The organism is Janthinobacterium agaricidamnosum NBRC 102515 = DSM 9628, assembly GCF_000723165.1.
Lineage (GTDB): Bacteria > Pseudomonadota > Gammaproteobacteria > Burkholderiales > Burkholderiaceae_D > Janthinobacterium > Janthinobacterium agaricidamnosum.
Genome location: NZ_HG322949.1, coordinates 1,347,925 through 1,366,970, shown reverse-complemented (window position 1 = coordinate 1,366,970; position 19,046 = coordinate 1,347,925). Strand labels below are relative to the sequence as shown.

The 19,046-nt window shown below is 61.6% G+C and carries 22 protein-coding genes; 10 read left to right on the top strand and 12 right to left on the bottom strand.

The features are described 5' to 3' along the window. The first annotated feature begins 21 nt into the window (after nucleotides 1-21). From GJA_RS26000 to GJA_RS05800, 9 genes are all read left to right on the top strand, one after another. The gene (locus GJA_RS26000; RefSeq protein WP_081905265.1) at nucleotides 22-1,374 is read left to right on the top strand and encodes a flagellar hook-length control protein FliK; all 1,353 of its coding nucleotides are present in this window, start codon (nucleotides 22-24) and stop codon (nucleotides 1,372-1,374) included. A 189-nt stretch (nucleotides 1,375-1,563) separates the two neighbouring features. Further along, nucleotides 1,564-2,061 carry a flagellar basal body-associated protein FliL gene (fliL, locus tag GJA_RS05835; protein ID WP_038489809.1) on the top strand — a complete coding sequence of 166 codons (498 nt, stop codon included), beginning with the start codon at nucleotides 1,564-1,566 and terminating at the stop codon, nucleotides 2,059-2,061. A 6-nt stretch (nucleotides 2,062-2,067) separates the two neighbouring features. Further along, a complete protein-coding gene (gene fliM / locus GJA_RS05830) occupies nucleotides 2,068-3,048 on the top strand; it encodes a flagellar motor switch protein FliM (RefSeq protein ID WP_038489806.1) in 981 nt (326 codons plus the stop codon). A gap of 44 nt (nucleotides 3,049-3,092) precedes the next feature. Continuing rightward, nucleotides 3,093-3,527 (top strand): flagellar motor switch protein FliN, encoded by a 435-nt coding sequence (gene fliN, locus GJA_RS05825; RefSeq protein ID WP_038489803.1) that lies wholly within the window; start codon nucleotides 3,093-3,095, stop codon nucleotides 3,525-3,527. Next, nucleotides 3,524-4,096 carry a flagellar biosynthetic protein FliO gene (gene fliO, locus GJA_RS05820; RefSeq protein WP_038489801.1) on the top strand — a complete coding sequence of 191 codons (573 nt, stop codon included), beginning with the start codon at nucleotides 3,524-3,526 and terminating at the stop codon, nucleotides 4,094-4,096. Before fliN ends, fliO begins: the two co-directional genes overlap by 4 nt. A gap of 7 nt (nucleotides 4,097-4,103) precedes the next feature. Then, a complete protein-coding gene (gene fliP, locus GJA_RS05815) occupies nucleotides 4,104-4,883 on the top strand; it encodes a flagellar type III secretion system pore protein FliP (protein WP_038489798.1) in 780 nt (259 codons plus the stop codon). A 9-nt stretch (nucleotides 4,884-4,892) separates the two neighbouring features. Continuing rightward, nucleotides 4,893-5,162: a flagellar biosynthesis protein FliQ gene (gene fliQ / locus GJA_RS05810; protein WP_038489795.1), complete on the top strand. Its 270-nt coding sequence runs from the start codon at nucleotides 4,893-4,895 to the stop codon at nucleotides 5,160-5,162. A gap of 24 nt (nucleotides 5,163-5,186) precedes the next feature. Next, a complete protein-coding gene (fliR, locus tag GJA_RS05805) occupies nucleotides 5,187-6,035 on the top strand; it encodes a flagellar biosynthetic protein FliR (protein ID WP_038489791.1) in 849 nt (282 codons plus the stop codon). An 81-nt stretch (nucleotides 6,036-6,116) separates the two neighbouring features. After that, a complete protein-coding gene (locus tag GJA_RS05800; RefSeq protein WP_038498846.1) occupies nucleotides 6,117-6,524 on the top strand; it encodes a hypothetical protein in 408 nt (135 codons plus the stop codon). 27 nt (nucleotides 6,525-6,551) lie between these two features. Here the strand turns inward: GJA_RS05800 and GJA_RS05795 are convergent, their stop codons facing one another. From GJA_RS05795 to flgB, 12 genes are all read right to left on the bottom strand, one after another. Then, nucleotides 6,552-6,860, bottom strand: a complete 309-nt coding sequence (locus GJA_RS05795) for a hypothetical protein (RefSeq protein WP_038489788.1) — start codon at nucleotides 6,858-6,860, stop codon at nucleotides 6,552-6,554. Nucleotides 6,861-7,030: 170 nt separating this feature from the next. Next, nucleotides 7,031-8,278 (bottom strand): flagellar hook-associated protein FlgL, encoded by a 1,248-nt coding sequence (flgL, locus tag GJA_RS05790; RefSeq protein WP_038489785.1) that lies wholly within the window; start codon nucleotides 8,276-8,278, stop codon nucleotides 7,031-7,033. Between the two features lie 44 nt (nucleotides 8,279-8,322). Beyond that, nucleotides 8,323-10,290, bottom strand: a complete 1,968-nt coding sequence (flgK, locus tag GJA_RS05785) for a flagellar hook-associated protein FlgK (RefSeq protein WP_038489782.1) — start codon at nucleotides 10,288-10,290, stop codon at nucleotides 8,323-8,325. Between the two features lie 111 nt (nucleotides 10,291-10,401). Further along, nucleotides 10,402-11,358, bottom strand: coding sequence for a flagellar assembly peptidoglycan hydrolase FlgJ (gene flgJ / locus GJA_RS05780; RefSeq protein ID WP_038489780.1), 957 nt, complete (start codon nucleotides 11,356-11,358; stop codon nucleotides 10,402-10,404). A gap of 15 nt (nucleotides 11,359-11,373) precedes the next feature. Continuing rightward, nucleotides 11,374-12,504, bottom strand: a complete 1,131-nt coding sequence (locus tag GJA_RS05775) for a flagellar basal body P-ring protein FlgI (protein WP_038489776.1) — start codon at nucleotides 12,502-12,504, stop codon at nucleotides 11,374-11,376. A 2-nt stretch (nucleotides 12,505-12,506) separates the two neighbouring features. Then, nucleotides 12,507-13,166 (bottom strand): flagellar basal body L-ring protein FlgH, encoded by a 660-nt coding sequence (locus tag GJA_RS05770; RefSeq protein WP_038489772.1) that lies wholly within the window; start codon nucleotides 13,164-13,166, stop codon nucleotides 12,507-12,509. Nucleotides 13,167-13,244: 78 nt separating this feature from the next. Continuing rightward, on the bottom strand, nucleotides 13,245-14,027 hold the full coding sequence (flgG, locus tag GJA_RS05765) for a flagellar basal-body rod protein FlgG (protein ID WP_038489769.1): 783 nt from the start codon (nucleotides 14,025-14,027) through the stop codon (nucleotides 13,245-13,247). 70 nt (nucleotides 14,028-14,097) lie between these two features. Further along, entirely contained in the window at nucleotides 14,098-14,838 is a 741-nt protein-coding gene (gene flgF / locus GJA_RS05760; RefSeq protein ID WP_038489766.1) for a flagellar basal-body rod protein FlgF, read from the bottom strand. A gap of 69 nt (nucleotides 14,839-14,907) precedes the next feature. Continuing rightward, a complete protein-coding gene (locus GJA_RS05755; protein WP_038489763.1) occupies nucleotides 14,908-16,458 on the bottom strand; it encodes a flagellar hook protein FlgE in 1,551 nt (516 codons plus the stop codon). Nucleotides 16,459-16,527: 69 nt separating this feature from the next. Then, complete coding sequence (locus GJA_RS05750; RefSeq protein WP_038489760.1) at nucleotides 16,528-17,244, bottom strand: flagellar hook assembly protein FlgD; 717 nt, start codon at nucleotides 17,242-17,244, stop codon at nucleotides 16,528-16,530. A gap of 15 nt (nucleotides 17,245-17,259) precedes the next feature. After that, complete coding sequence (flgC, locus tag GJA_RS05745; RefSeq protein WP_038489757.1) at nucleotides 17,260-17,661, bottom strand: flagellar basal body rod protein FlgC; 402 nt, start codon at nucleotides 17,659-17,661, stop codon at nucleotides 17,260-17,262. 2 nt (nucleotides 17,662-17,663) lie between these two features. Beyond that, on the bottom strand, nucleotides 17,664-18,116 hold the full coding sequence (flgB, locus tag GJA_RS05740; RefSeq protein ID WP_038489754.1) for a flagellar basal body rod protein FlgB: 453 nt from the start codon (nucleotides 18,114-18,116) through the stop codon (nucleotides 17,664-17,666). Between the two features lie 248 nt (nucleotides 18,117-18,364). Here flgB and flgA point away from each other — a divergent pair, with 248 nt between their 5' ends. Then, complete coding sequence (flgA, locus tag GJA_RS05735) at nucleotides 18,365-19,024, top strand: flagellar basal body P-ring formation chaperone FlgA (RefSeq protein WP_242404454.1); 660 nt, start codon at nucleotides 18,365-18,367, stop codon at nucleotides 19,022-19,024. Nucleotides 19,025-19,046 lie beyond the last annotated feature (22 nt).

Here is a 19,046-nt window from a genome sequence, read left to right as displayed (position 1 = left end):
CTCTTTATTAGCGGCGCATCCATGCAAACCCCGATTTCTCAAGTTCAGCCGAGCAGCCCGGCCCCGACTCCGCAGCCGAAGAACAGCAGCGCCATGGGCAGCGCCGACGCTGATTTCCAGCGCACGCTGGCGCGTCAGATGGAGCAGCGCCAGGCGCTGAATAAGCAGACCCAGGCCAGCAATACCGCGCAGGCGCCTAAAGCACCGGCGCCGCCAGCGCCGCCGGCCAACGGCAAGCCGGTCCAGGCCAGCGACAGCAAAGCGGCCGAAGCGCCGCCGCAGGCTGGCCAGCCGCAAGCGGCGCAGCCCGCCGAAACCAAGCCTGCCGCCGGCGATCAAACCACCGCCGCCAAGAGCGGCGATAGCGACAAACAGGATGACAGCGACAAGCAAGTGGCGGTCGCCGATCCGGCAAGCGACTTGCTGGCCCTGGTGGCCAGCATGAAACAGGCGATCGCTCCTTTGGCCAAGCCGGCCGATGCGGCCGATGCCGCCACGGCGCAAGAAATAATACAAACTAAGCAAGACAGTGCGGCGGCCGGCTTGAAACTTGCCAAATCCGGAGCGGCCATCGTCGATACGGCGGCGGCCGGCAAGGCCAGGCCAGGCCTGGTGGTCAGCGGCGACGCTGGCAAGACGGACGGCGCAGCCGACAGCGGCGACTTCGCGGCAGGGCTGGAAGCGGCGCAAGCCAAGGCCGGCACGGCCCAGGCAGCCGCCGACGCCACCCAAGGCAAGGCCGAGGCCGGTAAATTGCAGCTCGACCAGGCCCAGTTGAGCGCCCTCAAAACCAAGGAAGGCCAGGCCGACGCGACAGCGCTGATCAAGGACGCCTTGCCCGACGCCAGCAAAATCGCGGCGCCGGTGCAACAGGCCGCGCTGCACATCGCCGAAGCGGCCGCCGCGATTCCAGCCGATAAATTGAATGGCCGGGTCGGCACGCCGGCCTGGGACCAGCAACTGGGCCAGAAAATCGTCTGGATGGTTGGCGGCGGCGATCACAGCGCCACGCTGACGCTGAATCCGCCCGATCTGGGCCCGCTGCAAGTCGTGCTGAAAGTGACTAACGAGCAAACCGACGCCGCCTTTACGTCGTCGCAGCCGGAAGTGCGCCAGGCGCTGGAAGCGGCATTGCCGCGATTGCGCGAAATCATGAGCGACGCCGGCATCCAGTTCGGCAGCGCCACCGTGTCGGCCGGCACCCAGGAACAGCAAAACCAGGCCAATACCCAGGCCCGCTTTGCCGGCAATAACGGCGGCAATGGCCGGGGTAACGGCACTGGCGGCGATGGCGACGGCGCCGATGGCACGGCGCGCACGGCCGGTTCGGTCAGCCGCAGCGCGTCGCAGGGCATGGTCGATACCTTCGCCTGATGCACTGCCGGGTACGATGAGCCCAGGTAGGCGCCCGGCTAAATGGTTATTTTCGGGTGGAAATGTCGAGATGATGGCGGTTAGAGTGTCTTTTCGGCACATCCTTTATCACGGGATTTGCCGATAATGACATAATGGCGTCGTGATCCACTTCCATGCAGCAAGGTTCCATTGAAAGCAAATCCCAAAATGAAAGCAGATGCCAAAGCAGACCTGGCTCCGCCGCCAGCCGGCGGGTCGAAGAAAAAGCTTTTGATGATCGTGCTTGCCGCGGTGCTGGTGGCCGGCGGCGGTGGCGGCGGCGCCGCCTGGTTTTTCTTGCATGGCAAACCGGAAGGCGAGCCGCACAAGAAAGTGGCGGCCAAATCCGGTCCGCCGGTATTCGTGCCGATCGAGCCGTTCACGGTCAATTTGCAGCCTGAAAATGGCGAGCAATATTTGCAAGTGGCATTCACTTTGCAAGTCAACGGCGCGGAACAGGTGGAATTGATCAAGGAAAACATGCCGAAAGTGCGCAGCCGTTTGCTGCTGCTGTTATCCGGCAAAAAAGCCTCCGACTTGAATACCGTCGAAGGCAAGCATCAATTGGCGCAGGAAATCATCGCGCAAGTGAAACAACCGTTTGAAGAGAAAGGCGCGCCGCAAGACGTGTCTGAAGTGTTATTTACCGCATTCATTATTCAATAAGCAGTCATGGCCGATAATTTCCTTTCCCAGGAAGAAGTCGATGCCCTGCTCAAGGGCGTCAACGGAGATCAGGACGACGCGCAGGCGCCGGAAGAAGTCACGGGCGTGCGCACCTACAACCTGGCCACCCAGGAACGGATCGTGCGCGGCCGCATGCCGACGCTGGAAATCATCAACGAGCGCTTCGCGCGCCTGTTGCGGGTCGGCTTGTTCAACTTCCTGCGCCGCAGCGCCGAAGTCTCGGTCGGCTCGGTGCGGGTCTCGAAATACAGCGAATTCATCCGCAACCTGGTGGTGCCGACCAATTTGAACCTGGTGCACATGAAACCGTTGCGCGGCACCGCGCTGATGGTGTTCGATCCGGGCCTGGTGTTCTTGCTGGTCGATAATCTGTTCGGTGGCGACGGCCGTTTCCATACCCGCGTCGAAGGCCGCGACTTTACCCAGACCGAGCAGCGCATCATCTTGCGCATCCTCGATATCGTGTTCGAGGCGTACACCAAGTCATGGGAACCGGTATTTCCGGTCGAATTCGAGTATATCCGCTCGGAAATGAATACCCAGTTCGCCAACATCGCCACGCCGAACGAGGTGGTGGTGGCGTCGACCTTCACGGTGGAACTCGGTTCGGTATCGGGCCAGATCCACTTTTGCATGCCGTATTCGATGATCGAGCCGATCCGCGACGCGCTGACGTCCAGCCTGCAAGGCGAGGCGCTGGAAGTGGACAAGCGCTGGATACGCCTGATGACGCAGCAAATCCAGATCGCCGAAGTCGAGCTGGTGGCGTCGCTGGGCACCGCACGCGTGTCGTTCGATGAAATCCTGAACATGAAGGTCGGCGACATCATTCCGCTGAATATACCCGAATTGATTGCCGCCACCGTCGATGGGGTGCCGGTGATGGATTGCACTTACGGGGTATTGAATGGACAATATGCATTAAAGGTGGAGAAACTGCTTGCCAATGCCGATAACATCAAATAATAGCGGCCGCATCGCGGCCGGAGTCCGTATCACAGGAGAGTGTCATGTCCGATAACCAAGACGATCAAAGCGCGGAAGACGATTGGGGCGCCGCCATCGCCGAGCAAGCCAAGGCGGAAGCCGAAGCGCTGCAAAACCAGGCCAACAGTACCGCCAGCGCGGCCAGTGCGGCCGTGTTCAAGGATTTTTCGAAGCAGGCGTCGAAAACCGAGACCCATAACGATATCGATTTTATTCTCGATATCCCGGTGCAATTGACGGTCGAACTGGGCCGCACCAAGATCGCCATCAAGAACTTGCTGCAGCTGGCGCAAGGTTCGGTGGTCGAGCTCGACGGCCTGGCCGGCGAACCGATGGACGTGCTGGTCAACGGCTGCCTGATCGCCCAGGGCGAAGTGGTGGTGGTCAACGACAAGTTCGGCATCCGCCTGACCGATATCATCACGCCATCCGAACGCATTAGAAAATTGAATAAATGAAGCCTGTTTTATTAAAGTCTCTGCTGGCCCTGTCGCTGGCGCTGGGCGGCCTGGCCTATGCGGCCGCGCCCGAAACGGTTTCCGCCGCGGCCGTCTCCGCGGCATCGGCGGCCACTGATGCCGCCGCTGCGGCGCCTGTTGCGGCCCCGCCAACGGACACGCCGGCGGCTACGCCAGCCGCCGCGGCGCCGGCGCCGGTGCAGCTGTCCAGCAATTCGCCGTCGGCCGGCAGCCTGCTGCAAACCATCCTGGCGCTGGTATTCGTGCTGGCCTTGCTGATCGGCCTGGCCTGGTTCATGAAACGCTACGGCCCGAAACCGGCCGGCGGCAATAGCCGGCTGCGCCTGCTCAGTTCGCTGAGCCTGGGCGGACGCGAACGCATCATGCTGATCGAAGTGGCGGACCAGTGGATCGTCGTCGGCGCGTCGCCGGGACGGGTCAATGCGCTGGCCACGCTGCCGCGCCAGGAAGCGGAACTGGCCTTGCCGCCTGCGCCGCAAAATGGCTTGGCTGCGAGCAATTTTTCCGAGTGGCTGAAACAGACCATCGAAAAACGCAATGGGAAGTAAGCGGCGCATGTATTCTGCCCTATCGTCAACCATCCCGACCAACTTGCGCACGCCGTTGAAGTGGCTGCTGGCCGCGGCCGCGCTGGCCTTGCCGGTGTGGGCCCTGGCCGAGCCGGGCATTCCGGCCTTCACCAGCACGCCTGCGCCGGGCGGCGGCCAGAATTATTCGCTGCCGGTGCAAACGCTGATCCTGATGACCTCGTTGTCATTCTTGCCGGCGGCCTTGCTGATGATGACCTGTTTTACCCGCATCATCATCGTCCTGTCGCTGCTGCGCCAGGCGCTCGGCACCCAGTCGGCGCCGCCGAACCAGGTGATGGTCGGGCTGGCGCTGTTTTTGACGTTGTTCGTCATGGGGCCGGTGTTCGACAAGATTTATACCGACGCTTACCTGCCCTTGCAGGAAAACAAGATCAACATGACGCAGGCGATGGACAAGGGCGTCGAGCCGCTGAAGGCATTCATGCTCAAGCAAACCCGCCAGGCCGACCTGGCGCTGTTCGCCAAGATGTCGCGCTCGCCGGCGCTGCAGGGGCCGGAAGACGTGCCGCTGCGGATCCTGGTGCCGGCCTTCATCACCAGCGAATTGAAGACCGCGTTCCAGATCGGTTTCGCCATTTTCATCCCGTTCCTGATCATCGACATGGTGGTGGCGTCGGTGCTGATGTCGATGGGGATGATGATGATGTCGCCGGCGGTGATTTCGCTGCCGTTCAAGCTGATGCTGTTCGTGCTGGTCGACGGCTGGCAATTGCTGCTCGGCTCCCTGTCGCAAAGTTTTTATTAAGGTGCAACGATGACTCCTGAAAGCGTCATGACACTGGGCCGCACGGCGATGGAAGTCACCCTGATGGTGGCCGCGCCGATGCTGCTGGTGGCGCTGATCATCGGCTTGATCGTCAGCATCTTCCAGGCAGCGACCCAGATCAATGAGGCGACACTGTCCTTCATACCGAAGCTGGTCGGCATTTTTGTCGCGCTGGTGGTGGCCGGGCCGTGGATGCTGTCGGTAATGCTCGACTATATGCGCCAGGTATTTACCGGCATTCCCGGCCTGGTCGGCTGACCGTCAACGGATGCGGGCCGTACCATGCTGACGCTGTCGAGCGTCGAACTGAATACCTGGATCGCTGCGCTGCTGTGGCCGCTCAGCCGCATCCTCGGCCTGATCGCCGCCGCGCCGCTGCTGGGCAATTCGGCAGTGCCCACCACCACCAAGATCGGCTTCGGCGTCTTGCTGGCGATGATCATCGCGCCGACCGTGCCGGCGCTGCCGGCCGCCAATCCGCTGTCGCTGGCCGGCTTGCTGATCATTACCCAGGAAATGCTGGTCGGACTGGCGATGGGTTTTTCGATCCGGGTAGTGTTCGCCGCGGTTGAAATGGCCGGTGAAATCGCCAGCCTGACGATGGGCCTCGGTTTTGCCAGCTTTTTCGACCCGATGACCAAGGGCCGTTCGTCGGCGATCAGCCAATTCCTGGCGCTGATGGGCACCATGGTGTTCCTGGCGGTGAACGCGCACCTGGTATTGCTGGCGGCGCTGGCGGAAAGTTTTGTCAGCTTGCCGATCTCGGCCACGCCGATCAGCGCCGGCGGCTTCAAGCACCTGGCCGACCTGGGCGGCGTCATCTTCGGCACCGGCCTGCAAATTGCGATGCCGATCGTCGCCGCGCTGCTGATCACCAACGTCGCGCTCGGTATCCTGACGCGCACCGCGCCGCAACTGAATTTGTTCGGCATCGGCTTCCCGATCACGCTGGGGATCGGCCTGGCCATGGTCGGCATGACGCTGCCCTACCTGGCCGGACCGTTCCAGACGCTATTTTTGCAAGGCATAGAAAACGCCCGCCTGTTGCCGCGCAGTTTCAGCGCGCAGCAAAAAACCGCGCCGCCGCCAGTGCCGAAGGTGCTGCCGCCGGCGCCGCCGATACCGCCGTGACTTGGCTGGCGATGCACGTTTGACAGGCAGCTCCGGGCGCGGGATACTGTGGCGACGATACAGCGCTATGATAGCGAGCCGATGCCAGCGACCTTGCCCTTCCCGATCCGCACCGAATGCCCGCCGCCGCTGTGCGTGTGCCAGCGCGACGTCTTGCTGCAAACGCCGGACGGCGACCTGCGCATCTTGCGGCTGACACGGGAAGAAGAGAAAAAACTGATCGACCGCATCGAGGCGATCGGCAGTTATCAAGACTTGCTGGCGCTGGGCATGCGGATGAAGCAACTACTCGGCATCGAGCTGCACATCGAACCCGGCCCACACGAAGTGCGCAGCGCGCGCGGCTTGACGATCGCACTCGGCGCGCAAGCGGGCTTGTGCCGCAAGACCCGGCAAGCCGTGCCGGCGGCGATCCGGCGCTGCCTCGACAACCATCCCGAGATCATTTATGCGCTGTTGAATGCGCACGATTTGCTGGCTGGCCAGTGAATCCGCCGGCGTCCGCCAGCACAGCGCTTATTTGTTTGTTCTTTGGGCCGCTTCTTGCTGCTGCGCCTGTTCGCGCATCTCCTGGCGGCGCTGGTCGCTTTGCTGCAATTGCGCGATCTGCGCTTGCACCATCCGTTCGACATCCTGCAATTCGCTCAGGGCCTTCATCAACACCTCGCGCGTGGCCGGGTCGGCGGTCTCCATCATTTGCTTGCGCGTTTGCATGGACTTCTTGCTCAAGTCCTTCAATTGCAGCATCAACACTTCGATACGCTGTTGCGTATCGACACTCAAGCCGGCCCGGCCCAAGGACGAGACGCCGATAGTTGACAACATGATTTCCCCCAGTTCAAGCCTCAGTATTTTCTTATTCTAAAACAAATAATAAAAAGAAACTAAAGGGAACCAAAGGAAATGTTGCAAATTAACACTATTTTTTGGGCATGCTCAAACAAAACGGGCCGGCGCACCAGCACCGGCCCGTTCGTGAAACGCCTGCCCGCTCGTCAGTTGATGTAATTGAACAGCGACAATCCCGAGACGGCCGTGAATGATTTTTGCGCCGCCTGCAAGGTGGTTTGCTGCTGGGTGAACAGGGAAATGGTTTTGACCACGTCCAAGCCCTGCAAATCGTTCAGCGTGCTTTCATACTGGATGTTCAGGTCGTCGCCGGAACTGTCCAGGTAATCGAGTTCCTTCAGGCGCGACCCGACTTCCGAACGCACCGACAGCACATTGTCGTACGCGGTGTCGATAATGTCGTGGGCCGCGTTCAAGCCGTTGGTCAGCTTGGCCTGGCCCGCCTCGCCCTCGCTCGGCGAGCGCAGCACGCCGATCAGGTTCTTGATCGTGGTAAAGATCGATTCCTTGGCGCTGGGTTCGGTATTGAACTTGTCGCCGTTGGCCGGCTTGCCCTTGACATCGACTTGCTGTCCATCAAAACTGATCGCCTGGCCGGCCACGTAATCGGTCGGCGTGGCCGGATTCGGCACCGTCACGCCCAGCGTGGTGTCGGTGACGATGTAGGTGGTCTTGGTTTCGGTGCCGATGCCGGTCGGCGTCACCGTGAAATCGATCGAATATTTGTGGCCGGTCAAGGCCGACGCATTGGTCACCGTACCGCCGGAAATAATGCCCGAGCCGCCGTTGGTATAGTTGGCGGCGGCGGCCGACGTGGTGAACTTGCCGTTGCCGGTCATATTGTTGTCGAATATATTGCTGCCGGTATCGCTGGTGGCCAGCGTGCGGGTCGAACCGACTTGCAGCGTGCGTTGGCCCTGGTCGCCCTGGTAGACGGCGCCGGTCGGACTCAATGTGTAAGGCTGGGTGGTCGACTTGTAGCCGGAAAACAGGTAGCCGCCGGCGCCGTCGGCGGTATTGGCGATGCCCAGCAAATCGTTCAAACGCCCTTCCAGTTCGGTCGCCAGGCTGCCGCGGTCGACGTCTTTCATCGAACCGTTACCGGCCTTGACGATCAAATCCTTGACGTCGGACAACAAATTGGTGGTGTTGCCCAGCGCGATATCTTCTTGCGACAGAAAATTCTTGGCGTTCGAACGGTTGGTCACCAGCTGGTTATTGATCGATTGCGATTGCGACACTTCCAGCGCGCGCGCACTGGCGATCGGATCGTCGGCCGGCGTCAGGTTGCGGCGGTTGGTCGACATTTGCATCTGGGTGCGATTCAGGGCCGACTGCAAATTGTTCAGCTGGTTGCTGCCGGTATCATAAATTGATTTGGTGCTGATGCGCATGATCTGTCCTAAGCTGGATGCTAAGCCGCTAAATGCCCGGCTGATTAACGCCCCAGTCCGATGACCACATCGAACAGGGTGCTGGCGATTTGCATGACTTTGCCGCAAGCCTGGTAAGCCTGCTGGTAGCGCAGCAAATTGGCCGCTTCTTCATCGAGGTTGACGCCCGACACCGATTGCTGCGATTTAGTGTTCTGGTCCAGCAAGGCCGCGCTGGCCAGACCATTGATTTGCACTTCGCGGGTTTTATTGCCGACGAAACTCACCGTTTCCGCATACGAACCCTGGAAGGTGGTATGGCCGCCATCCATGGTATTTTTAGTTTGCAAGGCGCCCAGCAAGGCGGCGTTGCGGTTATCGCCCGAACCGTTGCTATTCGGGCCGATGGTAAATTTATCCTGGTTGCCCGGGGTGCCGCTAATGGCCACGTTGACGCCGCCAAAATTGAGGTTGTCGCCCTCGTGATACGGAATGCTGGCGGTGCCGGCCGGATAGGTGGTCGACACGCCGGCGCTGTTGGTGACCACCACCGCCTGCCCGGCCGGAAAACCCGACAGCGAATTGCTGGCCTTGTCATAGGTCAGCGTGACTTGACCGGTCAAGGCATTGCCCGGGGTCAAGTAAGCCTTGTCGACGCTGCCGGCGCTGATCTTGCCATTGCCGGTATTGGTCGTTGGGCTGCCGGTGCTGATCGGCGCGGCGGCGGCCAGCTTGTTGCGGTCGGTGATCAGCACGCTCAGGCCGGAAGCGCCGTTGGCGGTCGGCCGGATAGTAAAATTATCGCCCTCGGCGGCGGTGCCGGAAATCGAAAAATCGACGCCGTCGATGGTTTGCGGCTTGGTTTGCGGATACGGGTTGATGACGGTCTTCTGGCCGTCGGACTGGCGCGTGACGGTATAGTTGGTGCCGTCGAACTTCAACGCGTAATCGCTGCCGGTCAGCTTGCTCGGATCGCTGACCACCGCCGACAGCACATTGCTGTTGCTGGGGCTGTTCAGGCGGCTGGCGCCGATCACCGACGGGGCGATCTTGAAAAAATCGCCGCCCATGTCGCCATTCAAGTCTTGTCCCAGCTTGTGCTGGGCGTTAAACGTGCTGGCCAGGGCGATCGCCACCTTGCCCAGCGAATTCTGGACCCGGTCCAGCGTGCCGCTGCGGAAGTCCAGCAAGCCGCCCAGCGAACCGCCGGTCAGCGCATTGCTCGGCAAGACAGTGGTGGTGTCGCCAACCTTGTAGCCGACCTCGATCCGGTTCGGATCGGTCAGCGAGGCGGTGGTGCCCAGTTCGAAAGCGCGGTTGCCGACCACCATCGGCTGGCCGGAACCGATCGACACGGTCACGGTATTGTTTTCGCCCGGGGTAACCGTGGCCTTGACGTACTTGTTCAGCTCGGTCACCAGTTGATCGCGCTGGTCCAGCAAGTCATTCGGCATATTGCTTTGATTGACAGCCAACCCGGCGATAGTATTGTTCAGTTCGGCGATTTGCTTGGCGTAGGAATTGATGACCGCCACATTCGACGTGATTTGCGAATTGACGCCATCGTAAATATCCTGCAAACGGGCGCTCATGCCCTGGAAACGCGACGCCAGCGAATTGGCGCTCGACAGCAGCGCCTGGCGCGACGCCACCGAGCCCGGATTGGCGCTGAAATCCTGCACGCCCTTGAAGAAATCCTGCAGCGCCGGCGACAGGCCGGCGTCCGGATCGGCCATGAAATTATCGATCTGGCTGATTTGCTTGTAATACGCATCGAGCGAACTGGTGGTCGCCTGGGCGCTATTGACCTGGCTCGCCATGAAACTGTCGTACATGCGCTTGACCTGGGACACCTCGGTACCGTTGCCGACGAAGCCATATCCCAGGTTATTGGCCGGGGAATTTTGCTGCAGCACCACCTGGCGGTTATAACCGTCCACATTGGCGTTGGTGATGTTATGGCCGGTCGTCGCCAGGCCCACTTGCGCCGCAAGCAAGCCGCTCTTGCCGATATTGAGGAGACTAGATGTCATGATGTGCTCTTTATGTCCTGTCTTGTTGATTTACGGCAGATGCGGCGAAAACTTGAAATTGACGGCTGGCGGCGCTTTGCAAAATTAGTAAATCGCCCATGTATTCGCCGCTTATCCCACCAGCGAATGCTTGATGATGCGGGTCAGCTTGGTGGCGTAATTCGGGTCGGTAGCATAACCGGCGCGCTGCAAGCCTTGCGCAAAACTGCTGGCGTCGCCGGCGCTGGCCAATACTTTTTCATAGCGTTTGTTGCCGGTAATCAATTGTGCGTAATCCTTGAAACTGTCGGCGTAGCTATCGTAGGCGCGGAATTTCTCGACCCGGGTTTGCGGCTTGCCATTCACATATTCGGTGGTGACGGCGTCGGTGGTCTTGCCTTTCCAGTCCGCGCTCGCCTTGATGCCGAACAAATTGTGGCTGCTGCTGCCGTCGCGGCCCTTGATTTCACGCTTGCCCCAGCCGGTTTCCAGCGCCGCCTGGCCCAGCATGAACTTGGCCGGGATGCCGGTGGCGCGGCTGGCCTCGTCGGCGTGGGCGCCCAGTTTTTCCTGGAACGCGCGCACATGGGGCGCCTGGGTCGAGGCGCCCTTGTCGCCGGCCGGCACGGCGCTGCCGCCGACCACGCCCTGGCCCTCGCCTTGTCCCCGGCCCTGGCTTTGTTGCTGGCGGAACGCTTCCAGCGCCGCCGCCATGCTCGACGAACGGGGCGACGGCAATTCGCTGGCGCCGTCCAGCGCCAGCGTCTGCTGATTGGCCGACAATTGCCGCACCAGCATATCGGCCAGGCCGGTGCCGCGCTTGGCCATGCTCTGGCTGGTTTGCTGGTCCAGCATCGAGGTGTACATCTTGGTTTGCTGGTTATCCATGATGCCGTCTTGCGGCGTGGCGTCGCGCATGCTTTTCATCATCATGTTGAGGAACATGGCTTCGAACTGGGTCGCCGCGCCCTTGATCGCTTCCGGGTCGTTCGCCTTGGCCGACTGGCGCAGTCCGTTCAGGCCCTTGATATCGTAGGCGGCCTTGTTGCTCAGGTCGGTGAGATTGCCGCTCTGCGGTTGACTGATCATGGCGCGCCCCTTCCCTTAAATGATTTCGAGTTCGGCGCGCAGCGAACCGGCGGCCTTCATCGCTTGCAGGATCGCCAGCAAGTCTTGCGGCGACGCGCCGATCGCATTAAGCGCCTTGACCACGTCGGCCAGCGACGCGCCGCCCTTGACCAGCATGACTTTGCCGGGCTCTTTCTTGATATCGATCTGGGCCGTCTGGGTCACCACGGTCTGGCCGCGCGACAGCGGATTCGGCTGGCTCACTTGTGGCTCGACATTAATGCTGACCGACAAGTTGCCATGCGAAATCGCGCAAGTTTCCAGCGTCACCGCCTGGTTCATCACCACCGAGCCGGTGCGGGCGTTCAAGATCACCTTGGCCGCCAGCTGCGCCGGATTGACGTCGATGCTTTCCAGCGCGCCGAGGAAGGCCACCCGCTGGTCGCTGCCGCCGGGCGAGCGCACCTGGATCACGCGGCCATCCAGCGCCGCCGCGGTGCCGGGGCCGAAACGGCTGTTGACCGCGTCGACCACCCGGCTGGCGGTCGAAAAGTCGGTGGCGTTCAATTCGAGACGGATGGTATTGTCGGCGCCCAGCGCGGACAATACCGCGCGCTCCACCGTGGCGCCGCCGGAAATCCGGCCGACGCTCAGGTGATTCACTTGCACCGAACTGCCGGCCGCCTGCGCGCCGACGCCGCCGACCAGCACGTTGCCCTGCGCCATGCCGTAAATCTGACCATCGGCGCCTTTCAGCGGGGTCATCACCAGGGTACCGCCGCGCAAGCTCTTGGCGTTGCCCATCGACGATACGGTCACGTCCAGCAACTGGCCCGGCTGGGCGAACGCCGGCAGCGACGTGGTCACCATCACGGCGGCGACGTTTTTCAGTTGTAAACTGATGCCTTGCGGCAGGTTGACGCCCATTTGCTGCAGCATCGACACCACGCTTTGCACGGTGAACGGGGTTTGCGTGGTCTGGTCGCCGCTGCCGTCGAGGCCGACCACCAGGCCGTAACCCATCAATTGGTTTTGCCGCACGCCGCCGATGCTGGCCAGGTCTTTCAGGCGCTCGGCCTGGGCCGAAGGGGCGGCCGAGGCCAGCATCAGCAGGGCCAGGCCAAGGGCCTTGGCGCCGCGCAACAGGGGGGAAGTGAAAATGGCCATGATCAGAACGGCAGCAGGCTGAGGAAGAAACGCGACGCCATCGACGCCATTTCGGCGCGGTCGATCTGGCTGTTGGTGCGGTATTCGACGCGCGCATCGGCCACCTGGGTCGACGGCACCACGTTGCCGCTGCCGATGGTATCAGGATTGACCATGCCGGAAAAACGAATGAATTCGATGCCCTTGTTCATCGCGATCTGTTTTTCGCCCGCGACGATCAAGTTGCCGTTAGGCAGCACTTCGACCACCGTGACGCCGATCGTGCCATTAAAGGTGTTGCTGGCCGACTGGTTGTCGCCGTCGGCGAACTTGCTGCTGCCATTGGCGCTGACCGTGCCGCCGAAGCGGCCCTGCGCCAGGCCGGGCGTGGTGAAGCCAACGCTGCCGCTCTTGTTGCCGGAACTGGCGCCGGCCTTGACCGCGTTGGTGCGTTCGGTGATGGCGATGGTCAGCGTATCGCCGACCAGGCGCGCGCGGCGGTCTTCAAACGCCGGCCGGTAGGCGCTGGCCTGGAAAATCGCGCCATTGGCCGGCAGCACCGGATCGGTGACCGGCGCGCGCGAGGTGGTCGGCAATTGCACGATCGAGGTCGGCGTCACGGCACAGCCGGACAAGACCAGCGCGACGCCAACGATCGTCATGACAGGGACAGGATATTTCATGGAACCTCCGGGCCGCCCTGGTGCGGACGGCATTACTACTCAAAAAAATAAACCGATGAAGCAGCGCGGCGAACCGTATTACAGCTGGGTCAGCTTTTGCAGCATCTGATCCGAGGTGCTGATCGCCTTGCTGTTGATTTCATAGGCGCGCTGGGTCTGGATCATGTTGACCATTTCCTCGGCCACGTTGACGTTCGACGCCTCGATATACCCCTGCAGCACGTACCCGGCGCCATTGGTGCCCGCGGTATTGGTCTGGGGCGTGCCGGAAGCGCCGGTTTCCATGTACAGGTTCTCGCCCTTCGATTCCAGCCCGGCCGGATTGACGAAGGTGGTCACTTGCAGCGTGCCGAGCTGGGTCTCGGTATTATTCGGCGGCAACGTGGCCGACACGGTGCCGTCGCGCGCGACGGTCAGCTTCAGCGCATTGGTCGGAATGGTGATCGCCGGCTGGATCACGAATCCTTCCGAGGTGACCATCTGGCCAGTGCTGTCGGTCTGGAACGAGCCGTCGCGGGTGTAGGCGGTGGAGCCGTCCGGCAGCAACACCTGGAAAAAGCCCGATCCGTTGATCATCAGGTCGCGCGAATTGCCGGTCGCCTGGGGATTGCCCTGGGTATGGATGCGTTCGGTGGCCACCACGCGCGCGCCGGTACCGATCTGCAAGCCGGATGGCAACTGGGTTTGCTGCGACGACTGCGCGCCAGGCTGGCGCACGTTTTGGTACAGCAAATCCTCGAACACGGCGCGCGACTTCTTGAAGCCGGTGGTACTGACGTTGGCCAGGTTATTGGAAATCACATCCATCTGCGTCTGCTGCGCTTCCAGGCCAGTCTTGGCTATCCATAGTGAACGTATCATTTCTTTCTCCAATAACAGCGGCCAGCGGCGCGCGACGAAATTCTATGCAGTGATTATGCGCTCCATGCCATTAATTCAAAGCGAGGATCTGGGTCGCTTTCGCCGCGTTATTCTCGGCATTCTTCAATAAACTCATTTGCGTCTCGAACTGGCGGCCGAGGCTGATCATGCTGACCATCGCATCGACCGGATTGACGTTGCTGCCTTCCAGCGCGCCGGAAGCGAGCTTGACGTTCGGGTCGGCCGGCGCCGCGCTGCCATCCTTCAGGCGGAACAGACCGTCGTCGCCGCGCACCAGCGACTGTTCCGGCGGATTGACCAGCTTGATGCGTCCCAGCACGATGGCCGGGCCCGGTTGCGGGTCGGTCGACAAGGTGCCGATGGTACCGTCGGTGGCGATCGCCACGGTCACGTCGGGCGGCACCGACAGCGGCCCGGTATCGCCCTGCACCGTCAAGCCGTTCTGGGTTTGCAGCACGCCGTTTTCATTGATCTTCAAGCTGCCATTGCGGGTATAGGCTTCGGTGCCGTCCGGCGCCTGCACCACGATCCAGCCCTGGTTTTGCAGCGCCACGTCGAGCGGGCGGCCGGTTTGCTGGATCGGCCCCTGGGCGAAATTGCTGCCGACCGTGGTATCGGACACAAAAGCGCGGGTCGGCAAGCCGTCGTACACCACCGGTACGGCGCGAAACGAATCGAGCTGGGCGCGGAAACCGGTGCTCGAGGCGTTGGCCAGGTTGTTGGCGGTGGTGGCTTGCTGTTCCAGCACATGCTTGGCGCCGCTCAGCGCGGTATAAATCAGACGGTCCATGGGGTTCTCCTTGCGGCGGCGGCAAACGGACCATGCCGTTTGCCGCCGCTTGACGATGCGCTTTAGTAATCAGCGCAGGTTGACCAGGGTTTGCAATACCGAGTCCTGGGTCTTGATGGTTTGCGCATTGGCTTGATACGCGCGCTGCGCGGTGATCATGTTGACCAGTTCGGCGGTCAGGTCGACGTTCGACACTTCCACCGATTGCGAGCGCAGATTACCGAGGCTGCTGGTACCCGGTTCGCCGACCAGCGGACCGCCGGAGCTCGACGTCTCGGCCCAGGCATTATTGCCCAGAGGTTGCAGTCCATTCGGATTGGCAAAATTAGCCAGCACCACTTGCGCCAGCGCGCGCGTCTTGCCGTTGCTGTACTGGCCAGTGATGATGCCGTCCGGACCGACCGAGAAGCGGGTCAGCTGGCCGCCGGTAAAACCGTCGACGGTCGGTTTTGCCTTCTCGCTGGTCGGCGTGCCGAGCTGGGTGGTATTGCTGAAGTCGACTTTCACCGCCAGGCTCGGATTGGCGCCGGTGGCCGGGAAAATCGGCAGGTTGACGGTCAGCGGCAAGGTTTGCGGCGGCGTCAGCGCCAGCATCGCCGTCTTGTCCAGCGTGCCCAGCGTGGTAAAGATCAGCGAACCGGATTTGGTGGCCGGCACATTGGTCGCGCCGGCGATCGCCTTGTCGATCTGGTCCGGCGTCAGGCCGCCGTTCTGGCCATCGGCCACCGCGCCGGTATAGGTTGCCGCGATCGCCGCCAATTGCGCGGCATTGGCGCCGGCGGCGGTGGCGGCGGTAGTGACGGCGGCGCCGGCCGCGTGGGCGTACGCGACCGCGGCGGCGATCACGGCGCCGGCGTTGGCCGGCACCGCCGTGACGGCGGCCTGGTAGGCGGCGCGCGCGGCGATCGCCGCCGGGTCGGTTTGCGCCGCGGCGGCCGCTTTCATGCTGTTGACTTCAACCTTGTCGACGCCGGTGTAGATATCCCAGGTGTTGGTGCCGGTCTTGACGTAATAAGTCGACATGACGTGCGAATTGCCGAGCGAATCGAATACTTCGGCCGGAAATTCCTTGCTGAAGGAATTCGGATCGTTGGGATTGAATGGCGTGACCGTCGGCATCGCCGTATTCGAATTCAGGTTATGAAAGGTATCGACCTTGGTGGTCGCCTGCGGCTTCATGTCGGACGAATCGATCTGGATCGGCTGCGGCGCACCGGTCGAGATCTTGCCGGTGGAATCGGCCTTGTAGCCGGTCAGCTGGGCCAGTTGGGCGTTGACGATGAAGCCCTGCTTGTCGACCTGGAACTGGCCATTGCGCGAATACTGGATCGTGCCATTGACCGAGGTGCGGAAAAAACCGCCGCCGTTGATCGCCACGTCGAGCGGGTTGGCCGAATTTTCGAAGTTACCTTGCGTAAATTGCTGGGCGATTTGCGACACCGATACGCCGATGCCGGGCTGGTTGCCGCCGAGGCCATTGAGCGAATTGGCATAAATATCGGCGAACTGGGCCTGCGACTGTTTAAAACCGACGGTGCTGGAGTTGGCGATATTGTTGCCGATGACGTCGAGCGATTTGGCTGCGCCGTTCAGGCCGCTGAGTCCTTGTTGGAATGACATTTTATTCTCCTGGTAACGCGATGAAAGGTGCGGTGACGAATGAAGGATGAGCGAACGATGACAGCCTGGTTACAAAATTTGCTTGACGTCGGCCATCGTGATCTTGCCCACGCCAGGCACGTTCAATTTGACGCCGTCGGCATTGGTCGACACGCTGGCCACCGAACCGAAGGTCAGCGCGGTGGCGTCTTTCAGCTTGGCGCCGCCACGGGTGGCCACGACATCGAAGGTATAGTTGCCTGGCTCCAGGAGGATGGGCTTGCCGTCGGCGTCCTTCTGGTCGATGGTGCCGTCCCAGCCCAATGGCAAGGTGCCGGCCGGCTGCGCGCCCAGGTCGATGCTGTGCACTTCCTTGCCGCTGCTGTCGCGTATCACCACCTTGACGTTGTCGGCCGCCGTCCCCAGGTCGACGCCGAACAGGGCGGCGCTCTTTTTGGTGTCGGGATTTTTGCTCAAGGCAATCGCATTACCTGCAGTCAATACGCCATGGCCGATCAAATTGGCCGCCTGCATCGATTCGGCTTTCTGGTAGCTGGCCGTCAGCGCATTCACCGTGGTGTTGAGCTTGTTGATCCCGGTCACGGTCGACAATTGCGCCAGCTGGCTGGTCAATTGCGCATTGTCGAGCGGGTTCATCGGATCCTGGTTTTTCAGCTGGGTCACCAGCAAGGTCAGGAATTTATTGGTTTGCCCTTCCACGCTATCCGGATCGACGGTGGGCGCCTTCGGATTCATCGTGGACATCAAGTCATTGCTGATGACGTTATTAGTATTGACGGTTGCCATGATAACTTTCCAGCCTTATTGGCCTAGAGTAAGGGTTTTCAACAACAGCGACTTGGCTGCATTCATCGTTTCAACATTGGTCTGGTAAGCGCGCGAAGCGGACAGCATGTTGACCATTTCATCGACCGTATTGACATTCGGCATGGCCACATACCCCTTGTCGTCGGCCAGCGGACTTTTCGGGTCGTACATCATTTTGGGCGGCGACGGATCCTCGATCACTTCGCGCACCTTGACGCCGGTGCCGCCATTGGCCATCGGCACCGCCTCGAACACCACTTGCTTGGCGCGGTAAGCCTGACCGCTGGCGCTGGTGGCGCTGTCGGCGTTGGCCAGGTTGCTGGCAGTGGCGTTCAGGCGCTGCGCCTGGGCGCTCATGGCCGAGCCGGACACATTGAAGATATTAAATAGCGACATGATTATTGCGCTCCCTGGATGGCCGTCAACATGCCCTTGATCTGGCCGTTGAGCAAGGTGACCGCGGTTTCATAACGCAGCGCATTGTCGGCAAACTGGTTGCGCTCGACATCCATGTCGACCGTATTGGCGTCGACCGAACCTTGCGCCGGCGTGCGGTACAGCAGCGGCGTGCCGTCGGCCAGCGCTTGCGCCGTGGCGCCGCCCGGCAAACTGGCGGACAGGTGCAGCGGCGAGGTGGTGCGCAATGCCGGCGCGGCGGCCGCCATGGCGCTGTTGTCGGCGCCGCTCCTGGCCAGCGCGCCTTTCAGCGCGCTGGCGAAATCGATGTCGCGCGCCTTGTAGTTGGGCGTGTCGGCATTGGCGATATTGGATGCCAATACTTGCTGGCGCGTCGAACGCAGGCTCAGCGCCGTTTCGTTAAAACGCATGTAATCGTCAAGTTTACCTATCATTGCAGGCTCCGGAAGAGATCGGCCACATCCGGCGGGCGTGGGCGATATGGTGGTGACAGCATCGATGATACGGTTGCCTGATGACAAACCATCAAGCGAGAAGAGCGTACTTTATGCCGCTTATCCACGCTTCAAGCCAGCCCGGCGCCTTTATCATGGCACCATTCGAAAGGCCCATCAACATGAGATATTCGATGACAAATTCGCGACCCGGCACCTGTAAACTGCTGACAATCTTGCTCTTTGGAATGCTTGCCCAAGCGGCATCGGCACAGACGCCGCAACGCCAGACGCCGGAATCCGTGCGCAATACCGTCAGCGAATTCCTGCAGGTGCAAACCGCCGGTTTGCCGGGCAAGGTGACGGTGACGGTCGGCGCCGTCGACCCGCGCCTGAACCTGGCCGCCTGTCCGGCGCCGCAAGCGTTCATGGCGCCGGGCGGCCGGGCCTGGGGCAAGACCACGGTGGGCGTGCGTTGCACCGCGCCAACGAACTGGACTATCTATCTGCAAGCGACGGTGGCGGTGGTCGGCGACTACATCGCCAGCGCCGCGCCGCTGGCCCAGGGCCAGGTCATCGAGGCGAGCCAGCTGGTCAGCCTGCAGGGCGACCTGGCGGCATTGCCGGCTGGCATAGCCACCGATATCTCGCAGGTGGTCGGCCGCAGCAGCACCATCTCGCTGCCGCCCGGCACGCCGATGCGGCTGGACGCGTTGCGCAGCAAGCCGGTGGTGTTGCAGGGACAATTAATCCGCATGGTATCGAGCGGCAACGGCTTCAGCGTATCGGCCGAAGCGCGCGCCATCGGCAACGCCGGCGAAGGCCAGGTGGTGCAGGTGCGGACCCAGGCCGGCCAGCAAATCAGCGGCGTCGCGCGGGCCGGCGGCCTGGTCGAAGTGGCATTCTAGAAAATGGTAAAAGGATATCGTG